This window comes from Mesorhizobium sp. KACC 23794 (genome assembly GCF_052180275.1).
Lineage (GTDB): Bacteria > Pseudomonadota > Alphaproteobacteria > Rhizobiales > Rhizobiaceae > Kumtagia.
In genome coordinates, this window is sequence record NZ_CP197465.1 from 1,749,341 (window position 1) to 1,769,663 (window position 20,323).

At 64.7% G+C, this 20,323-nt stretch carries 19 protein-coding genes and 1 tRNA gene; 10 read left to right on the forward strand and 10 right to left on the reverse strand.

The window, feature by feature from the left end:
- Positions 1-10 precede the first annotated feature (10 nt).
- Positions 11-838 carry an alpha/beta fold hydrolase gene (locus tag ACSBOB_RS08660; RefSeq protein ID WP_442582028.1) on the reverse strand — a complete coding sequence of 276 codons (828 nt, stop codon included), beginning with the start codon at positions 836-838 and terminating at the stop codon, positions 11-13.
- A 178-nt stretch (positions 839-1,016) separates the two neighbouring features.
- Here ACSBOB_RS08660 and ACSBOB_RS08665 point away from each other — a divergent pair, with 178 nt between their 5' ends.
- From ACSBOB_RS08665 to ACSBOB_RS08685, 5 genes are read left to right on the forward strand one after another with little or no spacing between them, the layout of a single operon-like run.
- A complete protein-coding gene (locus ACSBOB_RS08665) occupies positions 1,017-2,270 on the forward strand; it encodes an ABC transporter substrate-binding protein (protein WP_442582029.1) in 1,254 nt (417 codons plus the stop codon).
- A 3-nt stretch (positions 2,271-2,273) separates the two neighbouring features.
- The gene (locus ACSBOB_RS08670) at positions 2,274-3,011 is read left to right on the forward strand and encodes an ABC transporter ATP-binding protein (RefSeq protein ID WP_442582030.1); all 738 of its coding nucleotides are present in this window, start codon (positions 2,274-2,276) and stop codon (positions 3,009-3,011) included.
- A complete protein-coding gene (locus tag ACSBOB_RS08675; RefSeq protein ID WP_442582031.1) occupies positions 3,008-3,724 on the forward strand; it encodes an ABC transporter ATP-binding protein in 717 nt (238 codons plus the stop codon). Before ACSBOB_RS08670 ends, ACSBOB_RS08675 begins: the two co-directional genes overlap by 4 nt.
- Before the next feature lie 33 nt (positions 3,725-3,757).
- Positions 3,758-4,636 carry a branched-chain amino acid ABC transporter permease gene (locus ACSBOB_RS08680; protein ID WP_442582032.1) on the forward strand — a complete coding sequence of 293 codons (879 nt, stop codon included), beginning with the start codon at positions 3,758-3,760 and terminating at the stop codon, positions 4,634-4,636.
- Positions 4,633-5,670 carry a branched-chain amino acid ABC transporter permease gene (locus ACSBOB_RS08685; RefSeq protein ID WP_442582033.1) on the forward strand — a complete coding sequence of 346 codons (1,038 nt, stop codon included), beginning with the start codon at positions 4,633-4,635 and terminating at the stop codon, positions 5,668-5,670. Before ACSBOB_RS08680 ends, ACSBOB_RS08685 begins: the two co-directional genes overlap by 4 nt.
- Before the next feature lie 48 nt (positions 5,671-5,718).
- Here ACSBOB_RS08685 and ACSBOB_RS08690 read toward each other — a convergent pair whose 3' ends face one another.
- The 7 genes from ACSBOB_RS08690 to ACSBOB_RS08720 form a co-directional block, all read right to left on the reverse strand.
- The gene (locus ACSBOB_RS08690) at positions 5,719-6,930 is read right to left on the reverse strand and encodes an amidohydrolase (RefSeq protein ID WP_442582034.1); all 1,212 of its coding nucleotides are present in this window, start codon (positions 6,928-6,930) and stop codon (positions 5,719-5,721) included.
- 112 nt (positions 6,931-7,042) lie between these two features.
- Complete coding sequence (locus tag ACSBOB_RS08695) at positions 7,043-8,359, reverse strand: M20 family metallopeptidase (RefSeq protein ID WP_442582035.1); 1,317 nt, start codon at positions 8,357-8,359, stop codon at positions 7,043-7,045.
- Between the two features lie 24 nt (positions 8,360-8,383).
- Positions 8,384-9,160 (reverse strand): N-formylglutamate amidohydrolase, encoded by a 777-nt coding sequence (locus tag ACSBOB_RS08700; protein WP_442582036.1) that lies wholly within the window; start codon positions 9,158-9,160, stop codon positions 8,384-8,386.
- On the reverse strand, positions 9,157-10,479 hold the full coding sequence (locus ACSBOB_RS08705) for a glutamine synthetase family protein (RefSeq protein ID WP_442582037.1): 1,323 nt from the start codon (positions 10,477-10,479) through the stop codon (positions 9,157-9,159). Before ACSBOB_RS08705 ends, ACSBOB_RS08700 begins: the two co-directional genes overlap by 4 nt.
- A complete protein-coding gene (locus ACSBOB_RS08710; RefSeq protein ID WP_442582038.1) occupies positions 10,476-11,129 on the reverse strand; it encodes a cysteine hydrolase family protein in 654 nt (217 codons plus the stop codon). The genes ACSBOB_RS08705 and ACSBOB_RS08710 overlap by 4 nt, the downstream gene beginning before the upstream one ends.
- Before the next feature lie 16 nt (positions 11,130-11,145).
- Entirely contained in the window at positions 11,146-12,072 is a 927-nt protein-coding gene (locus ACSBOB_RS08715) for a MurR/RpiR family transcriptional regulator (protein WP_442582039.1), read from the reverse strand.
- 292 nt (positions 12,073-12,364) lie between these two features.
- Positions 12,365-12,652, reverse strand: coding sequence for a hypothetical protein (locus ACSBOB_RS08720; RefSeq protein WP_442582040.1), 288 nt, complete (start codon positions 12,650-12,652; stop codon positions 12,365-12,367).
- A gap of 489 nt (positions 12,653-13,141) precedes the next feature.
- Here ACSBOB_RS08720 and ACSBOB_RS08725 point away from each other — a divergent pair.
- From ACSBOB_RS08725 to ptsP, 3 genes are all read left to right on the forward strand, one after another.
- Positions 13,142-13,218, forward strand: a tRNA-Arg gene (locus tag ACSBOB_RS08725).
- 390 nt (positions 13,219-13,608) lie between these two features.
- A complete protein-coding gene (locus ACSBOB_RS08730; protein WP_442582041.1) occupies positions 13,609-14,862 on the forward strand; it encodes an aspartate kinase in 1,254 nt (417 codons plus the stop codon).
- Between the two features lie 78 nt (positions 14,863-14,940).
- Positions 14,941-17,211, forward strand: a complete 2,271-nt coding sequence (gene ptsP / locus ACSBOB_RS08735) for a phosphoenolpyruvate--protein phosphotransferase (protein ID WP_442582042.1) — start codon at positions 14,941-14,943, stop codon at positions 17,209-17,211.
- A 27-nt stretch (positions 17,212-17,238) separates the two neighbouring features.
- Here the strand turns inward: ptsP and ACSBOB_RS08740 are convergent, their stop codons facing one another.
- On the reverse strand, positions 17,239-17,643 hold the full coding sequence (locus ACSBOB_RS08740) for a type II toxin-antitoxin system VapC family toxin (RefSeq protein ID WP_442582043.1): 405 nt from the start codon (positions 17,641-17,643) through the stop codon (positions 17,239-17,241).
- Complete coding sequence (locus tag ACSBOB_RS08745; protein WP_442582044.1) at positions 17,640-17,900, reverse strand: antitoxin; 261 nt, start codon at positions 17,898-17,900, stop codon at positions 17,640-17,642. The genes ACSBOB_RS08740 and ACSBOB_RS08745 overlap by 4 nt, the downstream gene beginning before the upstream one ends.
- 210 nt (positions 17,901-18,110) lie before the next feature.
- On the opposite strand from ACSBOB_RS08745, the gene prfA reads away from it, so the two are divergent.
- Together prfA and prmC are read left to right on the forward strand one after the other, a co-directional pair.
- A complete protein-coding gene (gene prfA, locus ACSBOB_RS08750) occupies positions 18,111-19,190 on the forward strand; it encodes a peptide chain release factor 1 (protein ID WP_442582045.1) in 1,080 nt (359 codons plus the stop codon).
- Positions 19,183-20,076 (forward strand): peptide chain release factor N(5)-glutamine methyltransferase, encoded by an 894-nt coding sequence (gene prmC / locus ACSBOB_RS08755; RefSeq protein WP_442582046.1) that lies wholly within the window; start codon positions 19,183-19,185, stop codon positions 20,074-20,076. The genes prfA and prmC overlap by 8 nt, the downstream gene beginning before the upstream one ends.
- The last annotated feature ends 247 nt before the right edge of the window (positions 20,077-20,323 follow it).

Genomic DNA, 20,323 nt, shown 5'->3' on the forward strand with positions numbered 1-20,323 from the left:
TGACGGAACGCTACTCCCGCCAATCCTTCTCAAGACTCTTCAAAAACCGGTCAAAGATCGGATCGAACCGGTCCGGCGAATCCCAGAACGGCGCGTGGCCGGATTTTTCGATCACATGCTTCTTCCCCTCCCACAGGTTGGAGAACGGAATGGTGTCGACGAACTCGACATTGACGAACGGCTCGTCGATGCCGTTCAGCACGGCGATCGGCGGCGTGTCGCCCAGAATGATCTGGCTCTGGTCGCGGCCGACGCCTTCCGCGAACTTGCCCAGCATCAGCTTTCGCGCCCGGCCGTCGGTGCGCTTCACCGCGTCGTAGAGAAGCTGGTCGAACGGCTCGCCGCAGGTGCTGTGGGCATAGTTGTTGATGTCTTCCGGCGAAAAATGCTCCTGGCCGGCCAGTCCCATATGCGGGCTCGGGCGGAACCCGTTGCCGAGGTCGGCGGCCGAGACCGGCGGCGTGCCGGTGATCATCAGGCCAAGCATGCCCTTGTAGAGGCCGATCATCTCCAGCCCGATATGACCGCCCAGCGACCAGCCGAAAACAGCGGCGCGCTCATGGCCGAGCTTCAGCATCGCCTCGGTGAAGGCGTCGGCGTAGCCCGGCATGTTGTAGGTGCGGTCGGGGTCGATGGCGTCCGCGGACTCGCCATGCCCCGGCAGGTCGATGGCGATGAGATGATAATCCCGGCCGATCTTGCCGTCGAACTGGTTGCGGAACACTTCCGACGACGAGGAATTGCCGTGGATCATCAGCACCGGGATGCCGGAACTGTCGGTCTCGCGCACCGCGAGCGTGCCGTGACTGGTTTCCAGCTTGGATTTCTTCGTCGCCACTCCGGCCTCCGTTCCTGTTTTCAGGCAATTGCACACAAATCGATCACACGCCGGCGCGCGTTCGCCGGATAGGCAAAAATGCGTGACGGCTATGAAAATATCTTTTCAGATTGAACCGCATGTGCGTAGATTGTCAATCATTCAACCTCGCCTACCACACGCAACAGGGGAACGTGTCATGACTTCCAACGCCGTGGGCCGCCGTGTCCGCCAACTCGTCCTGGGGGCCTCGATCGCCGCGCTGATGGCCGCGACAAGCGCCTCCGCATGGGCCGATACTATCAAGATCGGCCTGCTAGCGCCGCAGACCGGCCCGGCTGCGGCCGACGGTCAGGAATTCCAGCGCGGCGCCCAGCTCGCCATTGACGAGATCAACGCGGCCGGCGGCTTCGACGGCAATACGTTCGAGCTGGTGGTCGGCGACGTCAAGGACCAGTCGGCCGGCGCGGTGACCAGCGCGGTCGAGCGCCTGCTCGGCGACCAGGACGTGCACTTCATGGCTTCCGGCTACGCCAGCCTGACCAATTTCGAGATCGAGAACATGGCCGAGGCCGAGATGCCCTACATCCTCTCGGCGAACTCGCAGCAGACCAGGGACATCGTCGCCCCGGAGCCCGACAAATATGGCTGCTGCTGGTCGCTGACGCCGTCCTTCGACGCCTACAACACCGACGTCACGTCCTTCGTCGAGAAGCTGGCGGCGGACGGCAAGATCCAGTTGCCGACCAAGAAGGTCGCCATCGTCTCCTCCGACAACGCCTATTCCAAGACCATCTCAGAAGGCATGAAGAAGACGTTTGCCGAGAAGGGCTGGACGATCACGGTGGACGAACTCGTGCCGTTCGGCGAGGTCACCGACTGGCGCGCCATCCTGGCGAAGGTTCGCGAGAACGTTCCGGACGTCGTCATCAACACCGACTACCTGCCCGGCAATTCCGCATCCTTCCTCAACCAGTTCCTGGAGCAGCCGACCAAGAGCCTGGTCTTCCTGCAATACGCGCCCAGCGTCCCGGAATTCGTCGAACTGACCAAGAAGAACTCCGACGGCGTCATCTACAATTTGCTCGGCGGCCCGCTGACCACGCCGAAGAACCCGCGCGCGGCCGAGGTCGCCGACAAGTACAAGGCGAAGTACGGCGTCGAGAGCGGCACCTACGGCGTGGCGCTCTACGAGACGGTCTATCTCTATCTCGATGCGCTGAAGAAGGCCGGGGATTACAAGGACCACGCGGGCGTCATGAAGGCGCTGGCCGAGACCGACAAGCAGATCGCCGCCGGCCGCCTGAAGTTCGACCCGGCGACCCACCTTGCCATGCAGGGCGACGAGTTCATCCCGATCACCTTCTTCCAGATCTGGGACGGCAAGCGCGACCTGATCTCGCCGGCGCAATACGCCACCGGCGAGTTCAAGCTCCAGCCGTGGATGCAGTGAGGCATGGCGCTGCTTGAACTGGACGACGTCTCGAAAGCCTTCGGTTCGTTGAAGGCCGTCGACGGCGTCTCCTTCAAGGTCGAGGCCGGCGAGATTTTTGGCATCGCCGGCCCGAACGGCAGCGGCAAGAGCACGCTGTTCAACGTCATCACAGGCATTCCGTTCGGGCCGGATCGCGGCACCATCCGCTTCGACGGCGTCGAGATCCAGCGCCTGCGCGGCCATCGCATCGCAAAACTCGGCTTGGCGCGCACTTTTCAGCGCGAGACCAGTTTTGACGGCCTGACCGTGTTCGAGAACGCGCTGATGGGCTCCAGTTTTGGCGCCGCCAGCCAGCCGGCGGCTGCCGCCCGCGAAGCCGCCGCCGAGGCGCTGGAATTCGTCGGGCTCGGCGCGGCTCAGTTCGGTCGCCCGGCCGGCGAACTCTCCGTCTTCCAGCGCAAATGCCTGATGCTCGCCACCGCGATCGCCATGAAACCAAAAATGCTGCTGCTCGACGAACCCGCGTCCAGCCTCACCAAGCCGGAGATCGACAGCTCGATCGAACTGATCCGGCGGACCGCGGCGCGCGGCATCACCATCCTGCTGATCGAGCACGTGCTGACCTTCTTGATGAGCCTGTCGCAGCATCTTCTCGTTCTGAACCAGGGCACGATGCTGGCGATCGGCGAACCGCGCACGGTGATCGGCGACGAGCGTGTCATCGAAGCCTATCTAGGCACGCGAAGGGCCGCCGCGTGAGTGATCCCATGCTCAACGTCGCCCGGCTCACCGCCGGCTACGGCCGCGTCACCGTGCTCGATGGCATCTCGATGGAGGCTGGGCGCTTCGGCAATGTCGGCCTGTTCGGCCCCAACGGCCACGGCAAGACGACCTTGCTGCGCGCCGTCTCCGGCCTGCTGAAGCCGCGCGGCGGCGCCGTGCAGTTCGACGGCGAGGACATAACCGGTCTCACGCCGCGCGCCATCGTCGGCAAGGGGCTGATCCACGTGCCGCAGGGCAACACGCTGTTCCCCGACCTCACCATCGGCGACTGCCTGGCGCTCGGCGCCTATTCGCCGCGCGCCCGGCCGCACGAGGCGGCCAACAAGGAAAAGGTGCTGAAACTGTTCCCGAAGCTCGGCGAGCGCTGGCGCCAGCGGGTGCGCACGCTTTCCGGCGGCGAAAGGCAGATGGTCTCCATCGGCACCGCGCTGATGAGCCACCCGAAACTGCTCATCCTCGACGAGCCGACGCTTGGCCTCGCGCCGAAGATCAAGGACGAGTTGTGCAAGTCCGTGCTCGACATCTCGAAAAGCGGCGTGCCGCTGATCGTGGTCGAGCAGGATGTCGAGTTCCTGCTCGAACTCAGCAAGCATCTCTATTTCATCAATCACGGTCAGGTGGAGACGGAGATCAAGCCGGGCGAAAGCCTCGCCCACTCCGACATCATGGCCATGTATTTTGGACACTAGCGCAATGTCAGAGCGCATTTGGAACATGCTCGGATGAACACCGCCGCAGACATCCTTTTCGGCGGCCTGTTCCAGGGTTCGCTCTATGCCATGATGGCGGTCGGCCTGGCACTGGTCTGGACCACCATCGGCGTCTTCAATTTTTCCCACGGCGTCTTCATGATGCTCGGCGCCTATCTCGCCTGGCAGTTCGTGGCGCTCGGCTTTCCCGCCTACGTCGCGTTCCCGCTGGCGGTGGCGCTGATGGCCGGCGTCGGCTGGCTGCTGCAGGCGACGGTCGTCAGGCCGCTGATCGGCCGCGCCAACCTCGTGCTGGTCGTCGTCATCACCACGCTCGCCGCCGGCTCGCTGATCGAGAACGGCGTGCTGGTCGCCTGGGGGCCGCGCTCGAAGCAGCTTCCGCCGCTGCTGGAGGGCAACATCACTTTGGGCGGCATCGGCGTCTCGCTGCACCAGATCGCCATCATCGTGATTACGCCGATCATCCTGGCGGCGCTGTGGTTCTTCCTCAACCGCACGCGGCTCGGCCTGGCGCTCAGGGCCGTGGCACAGAACGAGGACGCCAGCCGCCTCGTCGGCCTCAACGTCACCATGCTCTACGCGCTGGCCTTTGGCATCGCCGCCGCGTTGGCCGCACTTGCCGGCATCTTCCTCGGCGGCTACCGCTTCATGACGCCGGTGATGGGCGCCGACCCGCTACTTAAGGCACTTATCGTCGTCGTCTTTGGCGGCATCTCCAGCATTTCCGGGCCGATCTTCGCGGCCTATGTGATCGGCTTCTTCGAGGCGATCTGCAGCTACTATTTTGGCCTCTACTGGACGCCGGCGCTGCTGTTCGCCGCCCTGATCCTGACGCTGATGGTCAAACCCGAGGGCCTGTTCACGGCTAGAAGCGGACGGGGGCTCGCATGACCGCCGCGAACCTGACCGACGCCCAACCCTCCCGCCCGGCGGCGAGCGCCGTCCCGGTCGGCCCCGGTCGCGTGCCATGGCAGCGCGAGGCCATCGCCATGATCATCGGCTTCGCGCTCATGGCGTTGCTGCCCCTGGTCTTCACCGACAGCTACAGCCGCCATATCCTGATCATGGTGTTCATCTACGCGATCGTCGCGTCGAACTGGGACCTCAGCCTGGGTTATGGCGGCGTCTTCAATTTCGGCCACATCGCGCTGTTCGGCATCGGCGTCTACGCCTATAGCCTTCTGACGAAACTCGCCGAAATGGACCCGTGGGTTGCGATGGCCGCCAGCGGGGTGATCGCCGTCATCGCGGCGGTCGCCGTCACCATCCCCATCCTACGGCTGAAGGGCATCTACATCATCCTCGTCACCTTCGGCTTCGCGCAACTGGTGATGCAGGTCATCCTCAGCCAGTCCGACTATACCGGCGGCACGGTGGGCATCGTGCGCATTCCGTCGCTCTACGTCTTCGACCACAACATGGTCCGCGACGGCAAATTCGCCTATTTCTACATCGCTCTGGCGTTGCTGGCAGCGAGCACCGTCTTCCTGCGCGCCTTCGTGCGCTCGCGCACCGGCATCAGCATCGTTGCGCTACGCGACAACGAGGACTACGCGGTCAGCCGCGGCATCTCGCTGGTCAAGCAGCGGCTGATAACGCTGGCGGCCAGCGCATTCTTCACCGGCGTCGCCGGCGCCTTCTACGCCGCCTACCAGCGCAACGCCTCTGTCGAAGTGTTCAGCATGAGCCTCGGCACCATCATCCTGTCGATGGTGCTGCTCGGCGGCACCAGCACGATCTACGGAGCGATCATCGCCTCCTTCGTGCTGACGGTGTTTTCCGAGGCGATGGCGGATTTCGGCGCCTGGCGGCCGATCATCACCGCCCTTCTCATCCTCGTCGTCATGCTCGCCTATCCCGGCGGCATTGTTGGGATGTTGAAAAGCGCGATGGGCGTGTTCTCGCGGCGGGGGTCGAAGGGCTGAGCGACAAGCAAGCGGCTTTACGCCTGCCAGCCTGCACGCCTCCACCGATCATTGCCGACGGCCGGACCCTGTCTCGCCCAGATAACGCTCCGCCAGCGTGGCCCAGTAGCGGATGCCCACCGGCAGCACAGCGTCGTTGAAATCGTAGCGCGGATTATGAAGCTGCCTCGGCGCCGCCTCGCCCTCATCGAGCGAGCCGAGGAAGACGTAGCATCCGGGAGCAGCACCCAGCATGAAGGCGAAATCCTCGGCGCCCATGACCGGCTGCATCGCCGCATTCACGGACGCGGAGACCTCCTGCGCGACATTTTTCGCGAACTCGGTCTCGTCGGCGGTGTTGCGCAGCACCGGATAGCCCCGCTGGAACAAGAATTCGTGGCTGGCGCCGCCTGCCTCGGCGGCATTGCGCACCAGCCGTTCCAGCCCGGCCTCGAATTGGTCGCGCACCGCGTCGTTCAGCGTATAGACCGTGCCGCGCACGACCGCCTTGTCCGGCGTTACATGCACGCTCTGCCGGTCGGCCGGGTTGCCGCTCTGGAACTGCGTGATCGACAGCACGACCGGTTCGGCCGGGTTGACGTAGCGCGCCTTGAAGGCATGCATGTCCTGGACGATGTCTGCCGCTATCAGCAGCGGGTCCGCCACGCCGTATTGCGTGGCCGGATGGGCAAGCACGCTGCCGATGCGGAACTCGAACGTGTCGATCGATGCCAGCATCGGGCCGGGCCGCATCGAAAAACTGCCGAGCGGAGCGGACGGCAAATTGTGCAGCCCGAACACCGCCTGCACCGGAAATCTTTCGAACAGGCCGTCCTTGACCATGAGATTGCCGCCGCAGCGCTCGTCGCCCGTCTCCTCCGCCGGCTGGAAGATGAAATGCACGGTGCCGTCGAAATCGCCGTTTTTGGCAAGGTGTTTGGCCGCGCCGAGCAGCATCGCCATGTGCCCGTCATGGCCGCAGGCGTGCATCTTGCCGTCCACCGAGGAACGATAGCCGACCGCACTCTCCTCATGGATGAACAGGGCGTCCATGTCGGCCCGCAGGCCGACGGCGACCGGGCTGTTGCCCCGCTTCAGCGTGCCGACAACGCCTGTGCCGCCGAGCCCGCGATGAACAGCGATGCCGAACTCCTCCAGTTTTTCAGCGACGAAATCGGCGGTGCGGTGCTCGTCAAAGGCTGTTTCGGGATGCGCATGCAGATGCCGCCGCCATCCGGTGGCTTCTTCGACGAGGCTGTTGTCGAGGGGAGATGAGCTCATATGCGCCTCCTTCGGTTGGGGAAACTCAGGGGACAGTTTACTTTCTTTCGGCAGAAGGACGCGGCCGCCTCAAGGCTGGCGCGGGCCGAAAAAAGTAAACTGTCCCCGGCACTTACCTGACCCCGCACCAGTCGATGACGCTGGCCGCGATGACCTTTGCGCTTCTCACCAGCGATTCGATATCGACATATTCGTCGGTCGAATGGAAGCCGTCGCCGGCCGGGCCGTAGATTACTCCGTCGACGCCGGCGCCGGCATAATGCGCCGCGTCGCAGACGGCAATAAATCCCTTCATCGCCGGTGCCTTGCCGGCGGCGGCCGCCCGCTTCATCAGCGAGGCGACCAGCGGATGGTCGGGCGCGGTGTTCATTGGCGGGAAATGCAGGCCGCCGAGATCCCAGTCGATTTTTATCGGGTTTTTCCTCAGCCAGTCGTCCATGGCGCAGAAGCTGGCGACAAAATCCTCGAAATCCTTGCGGTACTGTTTCGACGTCTCATCCGGCAAAAACTTCATGTCGAGGTCGAGCACCGCGGCGTCTGGGATGATCGCCGGATTGGTCATCACCGTCGGCAGGCCGTTGGCGCCGAGGCCGGTGCCGCCCCACATCACGCCGATGTTGATGGTGTTCATGCCGGCCGGCAGCAGCGGATGCGAGCGGGCGCGTACGCGGTTCTGCTCGAACAGGTGCACCGCCTGGATGAAGCGCGCGGCGATGTCGATGGCGTTGACGGCCGGCGCCAGCCGCTCCGCGGTGTGCTGCTGCGGATAGATCTCGTTGAAGCGGAAGGCCGAATGGCCGTTGCGGCCGCGGATGGTGACGCGTGCCCATTCCAGTCCGCCCTCGGCCGGATGCACGTCGCCCCAGCTCGGCTCGGCCACGAGGATCGCCTTGGCGAGCTTGCCGCGCCTGACATTGTCGATCGCCCCGCCGCCGCCGGCTTCCTCGTCCACGACCGAATGGAAGGCCAGCCGCCCGTCAAGCTTGATGCCGGCACGGTTGATGGCGCGCATGGCCGCCACGCAGGCGGCGACCCCGCCCTTCATGTCGATCGAGCCGCGCCCGTAGAGTTTTCCACCCAAAATCTCGCCGCCGAACGGATCGACCGTCCAGTCCTTCAGCGCGCCGGTCGGCACCACGTCGATGTGGCCGCACAGGATCAGGCTCTTGTCTTCCGAGCCTGGCTTCTCGCCGATCAGGTTCGGCCGGCCGGGCAGGGCGTCGAACTGCTCCGTGGCAAAGCCCTCGTCCTTGAGGATTGGCTCCAGCAGTTTTTGCACGTCGCCTTCACGGTTCAGCGCATCCGCCGTCTCGAATTTCGGGTTGACGGAAGGAATGCGGACGAGGTCGCGCGTCAGGTTGATGACGAAGTCGCGGTCCGTCTCGATGAAATCCTGCAGCGCCTTGATGGTGGCTTCGGTGTCCGACATGGCATCCTCTTTCTGGTCGCGGCCTCAGGCGGCCGGCTGGTATGTTGCGACGATGGGTTCGAGAATGGCGGCCAGCCGATCGGCCCAGGCGGCAACGCCCTCGGGCGTGTCGATCAGGTCGTGCCTGATCTCGATCAGCACGGCCGGGTTGCCGCGATCCGTCCCGTGGACCGGGATGGCGTAGTCGCCCTCGCGGTCGATCCGGTACGGCTCGTTGTCGCCCACCACCAATGTCGGATCGGCGCGCAGCGCGGCGAGGAATTGTTGCGCCAGCTCGCCGCCGTCCTCGTACAGCACGCCGATATGCCAGGGCCGCGCCACGCCGAGGAATATTGGCGTGAAACTGTGGATGGCGACGATCAGGTTTCTGGCCGTCCCGCGCCGGTCGAGGAATTTTGCAACCGCCGCATGGAACGGCTCGAACATGCGCTCGCGCCGCAGCGTCCGTTCGGCGTCGTCCAGTCCCTCATTGCCGGGAATGCGCGTCGCTTCCGAAATCACCGGCATGCTGGTCGGCACGCCGAACGGCCGGTTCAGATCAACCAGCAGTCGCGAATAGGCGCCCAGAAATGCCGGTGCGCCGAGCCGTGTCGCAAGCGCGTGCGTCACCTCCGCCGCGCCGATGTCCCAGGCGATGTGGCGCCGGAGTTCGGACGGCGCGACGCCCAGCCGTTCATAGACGGCCGGAATGTGGTTCGAGGCGTGGTCGCAGACCAGCACCAGCGGCGAATGCGAGCCGGCATTGACGATCTCGACCGGCTCCGGCCAGTCGGCCGTCGGGGCCAGGGCAGGGGCGGTCAATAGCGGTCCCCATAGGCGGCGCAGATTTCCGCTCTGTCCTTGCCCGCCGCCAGCACCAACTCGGCCTGTTTCACCGCGACAAAACTGTCGATAAGCGACTTGGGGAACCAGCCGCGAACGGTCTCGTCCGACTTCAGCGCCTCAAGTGCTGCCTCCAGCGTCTCCGGCAGCCTGTGCAAGCCCTTTGCCTCCAGTTCCGCCTCGCTCATCAGCGTCGGGTCGCCGGACACGATCGGCGGCGCCGGCAGTTTCTGGTCGATGCCCGCCAGCCCGGCCCGCACGATGCCGGCCAGCGCCAGATAGGGATTGGCGGTGGCGTCGGCCGCCCGGTACTCGATGTTGAACTGTTTTGCCGGGTCGCGCCCGCCCATCGTCACCACCGGGCAGATGCGCAGCGTCGCCTCGCGGTCGCGCTCGCCGAGCCAGGTGTAGGACGAACTCCAATTGTGCGGCGCCAGCCGGTAATAGGACGGCGGGCTCGACGCCGTCAGCACGGTCAGCGCTTGCAGGTGCTTTAGCACGCCGGCACAGAAGGAGCCTGCCGCTGCTGACAGTCCGCCGGGCTTCGCGCCATCATAGGTCGCCGGCTCGCCGTCGGCATCCACCAGGCTGAAATGGATGTGCACGCCGTTGCCGACGCCGTCGAGAATCGGCTTCGGCGCGAACGACGCCCGCCGGCCGAGATTGCGCGCCACCTCGCGCGTCACCTCGCGGATGACGACGGCGCGGTCCGCCGCCGCCAGCCCGTCGGTTGGCGCATGCGTCACCTCGAACTGGTCGTTGCCGTATTCGGGCAGCACCATTTCCGGCTCGACACCGGCCTCTTCCAGGCATTCGGCGAGCCGTGGCCCAAACACGCCGGCATCGCGGAAAGCGGTCACCGAGAACGCATGACCCGGCACGCGCAATGGATCGGCGACGGCCGGATGCAGCAAAAATTCCTGCTCGAAGGCGGCAACGACCGAAAGCCCGGTTGCCTTCCTCAGCGCCGCCAGCGCTTCCTTCAGCTGAGTCCGGGTGCAGCCGGCCCAGGGCGAGCCGTCGAGTTCGACGATGTCGCCCATGACGAGATCGAGCGGCGTCTCGGAGCCCGTCGAGCCGGTCGAAGACCGCGAGGACAGGTCAGGCACCAGCCTGACGTCCCCGGCCGAGCCCCACGGATTCTCGCCCGGGATCGAGTTGAACGGCGTCAGGCAGAGATTCGCCGGCACCCAGCCGAGGCCGGTGGCCGCCGCTTTCCCGAGCCGTTCCTCGGTCACCGGCCGGCCGCGCGTGATGCCCGCGAGGTCGGTGGTCACGACATGGGCGAGCGGGGTCATGCCTCGCGCCCCAGCGCCTCGAAGCGCTGCACCACCGTTGCCGTATCCGTCACCCAGCAATAGCCGCCGAACGCCTTCAGGGCGCCGTCGTGCCGCTGCTGCGACGGCGCGGCGCAGGCGTCGGACACGCAGGTCACCAGATAACCCCGGTCGGCCCCGTCACGCACCGTCATGTCGACGCACTGGTCGGTCAGCATGCCGCAGACCACGAGATTGCGGATGCCGAGGTTCTTCAGCAAATAGTCGATATTGGTCGAGTTGAAGATGCCGGAGGACGTTTTCGGCAGCATTATCTCGTCGCCGACCGGTGCCAATTCCTCGGGCGGAAGGCCCTCCTTCAGGCTCGGCGGAACGTGCATCGGCGTCAGCTTGTGGTCGAGCGAGCGGTCGCGGCCGTCCTCGGTCAGGCTCTGGATGATGGTGTGCAGCACTTCGACGCCCGCCTCGCGCGCCGCCTTCAGCAAGGCGACCTGGTTGGGGATCGTCACCTCGCGGGTCTGCCGGTAGATATAGTGGTCAGGTCCCCGCTCGGGATGGTCGGGATCGAGCCCCGGCTCCAGCCAGATGCGCTGCATGTCGACGAGCAGCAGCGCCGTCGCCCCTTTCTGGAACGGCCCGTCTCTGCGCGGAAGCTGGGTCTTGGCGGTCATGAAAGCTCCTGAAATGTCACGATCTTGAAACGGCAGCCGGCGGCGGCGAAATGCGGTCGCCGGGGCTCCTGGTGCGTTCGGCGTCGTCGCCGCCGTCCAGCGTGACGGCATTGGTGCTGCGGATCGCCTCGATGTCTTCGATGCGGGCCCTTATCGACGCGCCGTGCAGGCCGAGCGCATGCGCCAGCACCGCCTCGATCTGCGCCACAGGCGTCGCCAGCGTGTCGAACGGAGAGTCCGCGTCGATCGCCGCCACCATCGTCTGGTCGGCGAACTCGGCGATCGGCGACAGCCACGGATCGCTGAACAGGAGGATGGCGACCCCGCGTTCATGCGCCTGGCGGGCGAAACTCACGACGTCTGCCTGGTAGCGGCGATAGTCGAACACCACCAGCAGGTCGCGCTTGCCCATGTCGATCAGCACGTCGAAATCCGACGGCGAAAGCTGTTCCACGTCGCGCACGCCGCTGCGCAATTGCACGAGATAGCCGGCAAGCATCGAGGCGATGTGGCGGCTGAAGCGGCCGCCGAGCAGCACCACCTGGCCCCTGGCCTCCATGATCATGGAAACGGCGCGCGTATAGGCCTGCGACGGCGTCTGGGTGCGGGTGCGGTCGAGGCTCTCGGCGACCGAATTGTAGTAGCCCAGCGCCGTGCCCTCGCTGGCGTTGGCCGGGCGCTTGGCCTCCATCATCAGCAGCGGAGAATGCAGGCGCGACTCAACTTCCTCCAGCAGCTTCGACTGGAAGTCCGAGAATTTCCCGTAACCGAGCTTGATCATCAGGCGCATGACCGTCGGGTCGCTGACGCCGGCCAGCCGCGCCAGGCGCGTCGCCGTGCCCAGTCCCGACTTCGGATAGTCGGCCAAAAGCACCAGCACGATCTTCTGCTCCGCCGACGTCAGGGCCAATTGCGTGTGCGCCAGTTCTTCCCGGATCGACACCGCTCCTCCCATGTCTCTGTGCCGCTGACGAAGAAATTACAAGACGGGCCAGGATTGTCAATTTTGAAGATTTTTCTACACGGCAGAATTTCACGCTGTTATAACGGCCACGCCACGGGCAAAACGCGCGCATCGAAAACCATGCAAACGCCAAAGGGAACCTTCCAGGCGTTGGCTCCGAACCATCGAACCGGCAGGACGGTGCCCACTCATTCCATAGGCACTTTCATGCCGAGCGGTCGCCGGGCGTCCCATGAGCCGATCGTAGTACCGGCCTTGCAGTATCTGAAACTCATCTGAAATCGAAAGGAGGCTCATATTCCTGGCAGTGCAGCACGGGGCAGGACTGCGTATCGGCCGCGACGATGTAGACGGTTTCCGTCACCTCGCCGCCCTGGCAGAACTGGGCATTGCGGACGAAACGATCGTAGAGCGGATTGCTGCGGCGCGACGTATAGCTGACGATGGCGGCGCCGTCGGCCCGGATCGTTTGCTGGACCCGCGCACAGGCCATGCGATCGGAGGAAAATCGCCCGAGAGCCTGAGCTTCCGTCGCAACGACGAGCGCCAGCGCGAACAAGACAAGCCTTCTCATCAAAATCCCCCGTCGCTGAAGAATTCCAGTCCGCCGAACGTGACCATCGAGCGCGTTCTGCGGATCGGCAAAACTCCGGCCGGCAGGCAAAGGCATCGGAAATCCGCCCAAAATTCTTTCAGGGATGCACAGGTCGTCAACCGGGCATCACCACCGCCACTTTGCAGTTTTGGCCGGAGAACGCAAACCATGTCTGCAGGCAAAGGGGCCGGCTCCGGTCACTTCAGGCCCGCAAGGAACGCGTCCGGACGAGGGCAGGCGCGGCGCCGGCAAATCCGCCGGGTTCCTTTGCCGCAACAGGCAATTTCTGCGGTGACGTTCCAATCCTCACCTGCCCGGACTTCGGCCCGTGGCGGAAGCCATCTCTTCACGGTTCAATATATATCGGGTCCAAGGTCGACCGAACCGCGCAAAACTGCCGCCCCTCGAAACTGTTGGCGAATCCGCCGGAAGCCGCTATGTAGCGTTCTGGCTGGTCCCGTAGCTCAGTAGGATAGAGCGGCAGATTCCTAATCTGTAGGCCACTGGTTCGAATCCAGTCGGGATCACCAGCGAAATCAGTTGGTTAGCGCTTCCGCATCGTGACGCTGCGACAGGTGTGCGAGTTCAATCACTCGCGCGACGTTCACTGGGCTTTCCCGGCGGCGGCGAACGGTCTGTCTCGGTGTTGGCCGGCAGCTGTTTCACCTCGCGCAGGCGGACGCCGACGACGCAGAAATGATTCTTGCCTTTGTGGCTGCGGCCAAAGCCTTGGCAATGCGGCTCGGACGAAGATGCAATGGTTAGCGCTGCCGCCGATAGCGCTGCCGGTCGCGCCTTGCGGAAGCGACCTGTTTTGGATATGGAGGCCGCGCATCGGCGACCGGGCTTTCCGGCGCCACAATCATAGCATTCCAAGGCTTCCGCGAGCCCGGGACAGTCGAACGGGGCATCCGCTTTCCATGGCGCGTATCGTGATGAAATTCGGCGGAACCTCCGTCGCCGACATCAATCGCATCCGCAACGTCGCCCGCCACGTCAAACGCGAGGTCGATGCCGGCCATGACGTCGCCGTCGTGGTCTCGGCCATGTCCGGCAAGACCAACGAACTCGTGGCGTGGACGCGCGACGCGTCGCCCATGCACGACGCGCGCGAATATGACGCCGTGGTAGCCTCGGGCGAGCAGGTGACGGCCGGTTTGCTGGCGATCGTATTGCAGTCGATGGGCATCCATGCCCGCTCCTGGCAGGGCTGGCAGATCCCGATCAAGACCGACGGCGCGCATGGCGCGGCGCGTATCACCGAGATCGACGGCTCTTTCCTCATCAAGCGCTTCGGCGAGGGCCAGGTGGCTGTCATCGCCGGTTTCCAGGGTATCGCCCCGGACAACCGCATCTCGACGCTGGGGCGCGGCGGGTCCGACACGTCGGCGGTGGCGATTGCGGCGGCGGTGAACGCCGACCGCTGCGACATCTATACGGATGTCGACGGCGTCTACACCACCGATCCGCGCATCGAGCCGAAGGCGCGCCGGCTTTCCCGCATCTCCTTCGAGGAGATGCTGGAGATGGCCTCGCTCGGCTCCAAGGTGCTGCAGGTGCGCTCGGTCGAACTCGCCATGGTCTACAAGGTGCGCACCTTCGTGCGGTCGTCCTTCGACGATCCCAACGCGCCGGGGATGGGCGACCTTCTCAACCCGCCCGGAACGCTTATTTGCGACGAGGATGAAATCGTGGAACAGCAGGTCGTCACCGGAATTGCCTATGCCAAGGACGAGGCCCAGATATCGCTGCGCCGCGTCTCCGACCGGCCGGGCGTCGCCGCCGGCATCTTCGGGCCGCTGGCCGAGGCCAACATCAATGTCGACATGATCGTCCAGAACATCTCCGAGGACGGCAAGTTCACCGACATGACCTTCACCGTGCCCTCCGGCGACGTGGGCAAGGCGCTTAACGTGCTGGAAAAGGGCAAGAATTCGGTCGGCTACGACGTGATCCAGCATGACGACGGCATGTCGAAGGTGTCGGTGATCGGCATCGGCATGCGCAGCCACGCCGGCGTCGCCGCCACCGCCTTCAAGGCTCTGTCGGAAAAAGGCATCAACATCCGCGCCATCACCACATCGGAGATCAAGATTTCGATCCTGATCGACGGCGCCTATACCGAACTTGCGGTTCGCACTTTGCATTCCGTCTACGGTCTCGATAAGCATTAGCGGAAGAAATATCCGGCGGGGGATTCGTGCCTTGCCGGGCGGCAGGGCCGCCGAAACCTGTTTGGAGACGCAACCCTTATGCGTGACTCGGTCGTAGGACCACGCGTATTGCTGCGACGGCTCAGGGAGCTCATGGCCGAGCCCCTGGGGCCGCAGGAACGGCTCGACCACATCGTCCGCGATATCGCCCGCAACATGGTGGCCGAGGTCTGCTCGCTCTATGTGCTGCGCGCCGACTCCGTGCTGGAACTCTACGCCACAGAAGGTCTGAACCCCGGTTCGGTGCACCTGGCGCAATTGCGCCTCGGCCAGGGCCTCGTCGGCACCATCGCCGCCAGCGCGCGGGCGCTCAACCTGTCCAACGCGCAGGAGCATCCGGCCTTCGCCTACCTGCCCGAGACGGGCGAGGAGATCTACCACTCCTTCCTCGGCGTGCCGGTGCTGCGCGCCGGGCGCACGCTGGGCGTGCTGGTCGTGCAGAACCGCACCATGCGAACCTATCGCGAGGACGAGGTCGAGGCGCTGGAAACCACGGCCATGGTGATCGCCGAGATGATCGCCGCCGGTGATCTGGCGCGGCTGTCGCGGCCGGGCATCGAGCTGGATCTCAGCCGGCCGGTGTCCATGACCGGCCTTGCCTTCAACGAGGGCGTCGGGCTCGGCCATGTGGTGCTGCACGAGCCGCGCATCGTCGTCACCAACCTGTTCAACGAGGATTCCGAGGCCGAGGTCGGCCGCCTCGAAACCGCGCTGGGCTCGCTGCGGCTCTCCATCGACGACATGTTGTCGCGCCGCGAAGTGGCGTTCGAGGGCGAGCACCGCGATGTGCTCGAGGCCTACCGCATGTTCGCGAACGACCGCGGCTGGGTGCGGCGGCTGGAAGAGGCGATCCGCAACGGCCTGACCGCCGAGGCGGCGGTCGAAAAGGTGCAGAGCGACATGCGCGCGCGCATGGTGCACATGACCGATCCCTATATGCGCGAGCGCATGAGCGATTTCGACGATCTCGCCAACCGGCTGCTGCGCCAGTTGATGGGCCGTTCGCCGGACGACATCGCGGCGGCGCTGCCGAAGGATTCGATCATCGTCGCGCGCTCCATGGGCGCAGCCGAACTGCTGGACTATCCGAGGGAGAAACTGCGCGGCCTGGTGCTGGAGGATGGCGCGATCACCAGCCACGTGGTGATCGTGGCGCGCGCCATGGGCATTCCGGTCGTCGGCCAGGTCAAGGGCGGCGTCTCCATGTCGGAGAACGGCGATGCCATCATCGTCGACGGCGAGGATGGCGCAGTGCATCTGCGGCCGCAATCCGATGTCGAATCGGCCTATGCGGAAAAGGTGCGGTTCCGGGCGCGCCGGCAGGAACTCTATCGCGAGTTGCGCAAGAAGCCCTCCGTCTCCAGGGACGGGGTGGGCGTCGACCTGATGATGAATGCCGGGCTGGCCGTCGACCTGCCGCAGCTGGCCGACGCCGGCGCCGGCGGCATCGGGCTGTTCCGCACCGAGTTGCAGTTCATGGTTGCCTCCACCTTCCCGCGCGCCGAGGCGCAGGAGCGGCTCTACAGCGACGTGCTGGACGCCGCGCGTGGCAAGCCCGTGACGTTCCGCACCATCGACATCGGCGGAGACAAGGTGCTGCCCTATTTCAAGGGCGCCGCGCAGGAGGAGAACCCGGCGCTCGGCTGGCGGGCGATACGCCTGACGCTCGACCGTCCGGGGCTGCTACGCACCCAGGTGAGGGCGCTGCTGCGCGCCGCAGGCGGCCGCGAGCTGCGGGTCATGCTGCCGATGGTCACCGAACTCGGCGAGATCGCGCAGGCGCGCGAGATCATCGACCGTGAAGTGCGGCATCTCTCCCGCTTCGGTCATCATCTGCCGACCAGCCTGAAGATCGGCGCGATGCTGGAGGTGCCGTCGCTGCTCTTCCAACTGGACGAACTGATGCATACGGTCGATTTCGTCTCGGTCGGCTCCAACGACCTGTTCCAGTTTGTGATGGCGACCGACCGGGGCAATAGCCAGCTCGCCGACCGCTTCGACGCCCTTTCCGTGCCGTTCCTGCGCATATTGCGGCAGGTCGCGGAGGCGGGAAAACGTAACGGGACGCCGGTCACGCTGTGCGGCGAACTTGCCGGCAAGCCCATCTCGGCCATGGCCCTGATCGGCCTCGGCTACCGGTCGATCTCGATGTCTCCCGCTGCGATCGGGCCGGTGAAGGCCATGCTCACCGAACTGCCGGTGGAGGCCCTGACGGACTTCATGAACGAAAACCTGGCCGGCATGAGCGCCCGCCTGCCGATGCGCGCGCTGTTGCAGACGTTTGCGGACGATCGGGGGATCCCGCTGTAGGGTGTTGCACTGCCCGCCCCTCAATCATCATGGCGCAGTCCAGTCCTCGACCTGCAAATTGGTCACGCGCTTGAATTCGCGAAGATTGTTGGTCACGAGGACCGCTCCGCGACGTTTTGCCTGACCGGCGATCAGGATGTCATAAGGGCCGATCAGCGTGCCTTTCATTGCCAGGTCGGCGCTGATTTCTCCTGCGGCGCGCGCATCCTCGCGGTCAAAGTCGACAATGGCGAGATCGGACAGCAACAGCCGAAGCGTTTCGAGATTGTGCGCCACCTTCCGGCTCTTGTAGGCGCCAAAGTAGAGTTCGTGGGCGACGATCGAACAGATGCCGATCGAGCCAGGTTCCATCTGTTCGACCCGGCGGAACACGGTGTCGTTGTTGCCGACAAGGGCGATGACCGTGTTGGTATCGAGCAGATAGCCGGTCATCGGAACGCTGCATCCAGGTCGGGCCTTTCCTGCTCATCCGGCTGCTCGCGGCCGCCTTGCATGAAGTCGGAACTGAAACCCCGTTCCATGGCCGCGCGCAACGATGCCCAGGGCGGCTTCTGCCCGGTATCTGGACGCAGGATGATGGCGTCGCCCTCGCGCGAAACCTCGACGCGCTCAACATCGAGGCGGAATTCCTTCGGGAGCCGCACAGCCTGCGAATTGCCGGATTGAAAAACACGGGCGTATCGGGTCATTGGCCACCCTTCGGAAATGGTATATATTCCTCCGTATATACTAGGATCGGCGTGAAACGGCAATCGATACACCAAGACCTCAACCATGTTCGCCAGACGGCGCGTTGAGGTTTGCCGGAAACTTCGCTATTGCCCCGTGCTTGTTTGCCAGGCTGGGCATGGCGAGATGCCAAATGCGAAAGCCCAACGTTTGGATCGTCGACTGCAATCATGATCTCCCTCCCCAATGACCGCATGGACCAGGTCGTAAAGCGCTTCGAGATGCTCGAGGCGCAAATGTCGGCCGGGCCGGAGCCGGACGCCTATGTGAAGATGGCATCCGAATATGCCGAGTTGCAGGAGATCGTCGGCAAGGTGCGCGGGCTCCGCGCGGCAGAGGCGGAGGCTGCCGACCTGCAGACCATGCTGGCCGACAAGACGACCGACGCGGAAATGCGGGAACTGGCGGAGGCCGACCTGCCGGGCGTCGAGGAGCGTGTCGAAGCGCTGCAGCACGACATCCAGATCCTGCTGCTGCCCAAGGATGCCGCCGACGAGCGCAGCGCCATCCTCGAAATCCGCGCCGGCACCGGCGGCGACGAGGCGGCGTTGTTCGCCGGCGACCTTTTCCGCATGTATGAGCGCTACGCGGCGTCGAAGGGCTGGAAGGTCGAGGTTGCCTCGACCAGCGAAGGCGAGGTTGGCGGCTTCAAGGAAATCATCGCGACGGTTTCGGGGCGCGGCGTGTTCGCGCATTTCAAGTTCGAATCAGGCGTTCATCGCGTCCAGCGCGTGCCGGAGACTGAAGGCAGCGGCCGCATCCACACCTCCGCGGCAACGGTGGCGGTACTGCCGGAGGCGGAAGAGGTCGACATCGAGATACGGGCGGAGGATGTGCGCATCGACACGATGCGTGCGTCGGGCGCCGGCGGCCAGCACGTCAACACCACCGATTCCGCCGTGCGCATCACCCATCTGCCGACCGGCATCATGGTGGTGCAGGCCGAAAAATCGCAGCACCAGAACCGGGCTCGCGCCATGCAGATCCTGCGGGCGCGGCTCTACGACATGGAGCGCACCAGGGCGGCGGAGGAGCGCTCCGAATCGCGAAAGCTGCAGGTCGGGTCGGGCGACCGGTCGGAGCGCATCCGCACCTACAATTTTCCGCAGGGCCGGGTGACCGACCACCGCATCAACCTGACGCTCTACAAGCTCGACCGGGTGATGATGGGCGAACTCGACGAGATCGTCTCGGCGCTGATCTCGGATCATCAATCGAAGCTGCTCGCCGAGATCGGCACCGATGCCTGACGGCGATGCGACGACGCTGGAGGGCTTGCTCCGCGTCGGCCGCGAGATGCTGGCCCGGGCAGGGATCGACGATCCGGCGCTGGATGCGCGGCTGCTGGTCGAGCATTTCACCGGCACCACGCGCGCCCACGCCATCACCGCGCCGAAACGGCCTGTGGAAGGCGAGATCGCGTCGCACATCATTGCCGCATTCGAACGTCGGCAGGCTGGCGAGCCTGTGCACCGCATCATCGGCTTTCGCGCCTTCTACGGGCTCGACCTGCTGGTTTCCCCGGCGACGCTGGAACCCAGGCCGGATACGGAAACATTGGTCGACGCCGTGCTGCCCCTCGTGCGGGAGGCCGTGCGGCGGCGTGGGTCCTGCCGCATTCTCGATCTTGGCACGGGTACGGGGGCGATCGCGCTGGCGCTGCTCTCCGAAGTGGGAGAAGCGACTGCCACCGGCACCGACATCTCGGCCGATGCGCTCGCCGCCGCGCGTGAAAATGCCGGGCGAATCGGTCTCGAATCGCGGTTCACGCCGCTGCAATCCGACTGGTTCGAGAATGTTTCGGGGAAATGGGATGTAATCGTCTCCAACCCTCCCTATATACCCACGGAAAGCATCGCCGGCCTGGCGCGCGAGGTTCGTGACCACGAACCGGTAGCGGCGCTGGATGGTGGCGAGGATGGGCTTGACGCCTATCGCCGGATCGCCGGCAAAGCTTTGGATTTCCTGGAAGTGGATGGCCGAATCGGCCTAGAGATAGGCTTCGACCAGAAGCAGTCGGTGACGGCGGTGTTCCTGGAAAACGACTACGGTCTGGAGGGGGCGGCGAAGGATCTCGGCGGCAATGACCGCGTCCTGATATTTGCCACGAAATCTTCACGCGCGGCTGATATTTGACGAAAAATGCCGCCGGAAATATCGCTTGGCAAGCCGGAAGAATGCGGATAGGGTCCGCGCACCGGATGAGACGAAGCAGGCAGTGCTCTGAACAATTCGGTTCCCTGAGAAGCCAGCTGCCTGATCGAGCAAACGATGCTGAAGCTTCGTACGGGGATCGTCCGGGTCGTGTCATGAGACCGAAACAGGATGGCATGTGACGCCAACGCAACCGATGCGGGCGAACACCGTCGGAGGATTACGAACC